A 598-nucleotide genomic window follows, 5' to 3' on the forward strand; every position below is an offset into this window, starting at 1 on the left:
ATTTATATACCCATTCCTTTCGTTTCGCTCAATGGCACAAAACGGGATGAAATCCGTTCACTTTGAGCGATTTTTTTGTATTCTTGAGTTACAGGGATACCGGTACACTACAAATCACGTGGAGGTGAGTGGGCCACCTTTATTCGGGTGACCGCATTTATATATGTGTAGATTGCCTTTCCAAGCACAAATAAGTGTCGCTTCGAGCACGCACACTTATCTTTGTATAAACAACTCGTTTATTGCTGGGCAATCAGTCAATGCTGGATATCCCTGTACATCCTAGAAAGGAGAACCCCTATGGCTTTAAAAATTCTCTACCCCGTCTGTTGTGGAATTGACGTCCACAAAACTTTTGTCGTGGCCTGTATCGCTTCCACCAACAGCAAAGGCGTCACCACTTACAAACACCATCGCTTTTCAACCTTTACCAAAGGATTGAATGAGTTGTCACAATGGCTTTGTGAGCATGACTGCAAGGATGTATGTATGGAATCGACAGGGAAATACTGGATCCCTCGTTCAACATTCTGGAGCACTCCTGCAACATCACGCTGGCACACCCAAAATACGTCAAGGCCATTCGAGGCAAGAAGAC

Annotated in this window: 1 pseudogene; it reads left to right on the plus strand. The window is 44.5% G+C overall.

The window, feature by feature from the left end:
- Positions 1–300 precede the first annotated feature (300 nt).
- Positions 301–598 (plus strand): annotated as a pseudogene (locus tag VF724_RS21340) (IS110 family transposase); the annotation flags it as partial.

The organism is Ferviditalea candida, from assembly GCF_035282765.1.
In the GTDB taxonomy this organism is placed as follows: Bacteria; Bacillota; Bacilli; order Paenibacillales; family KCTC-25726; genus Ferviditalea; species Ferviditalea candida.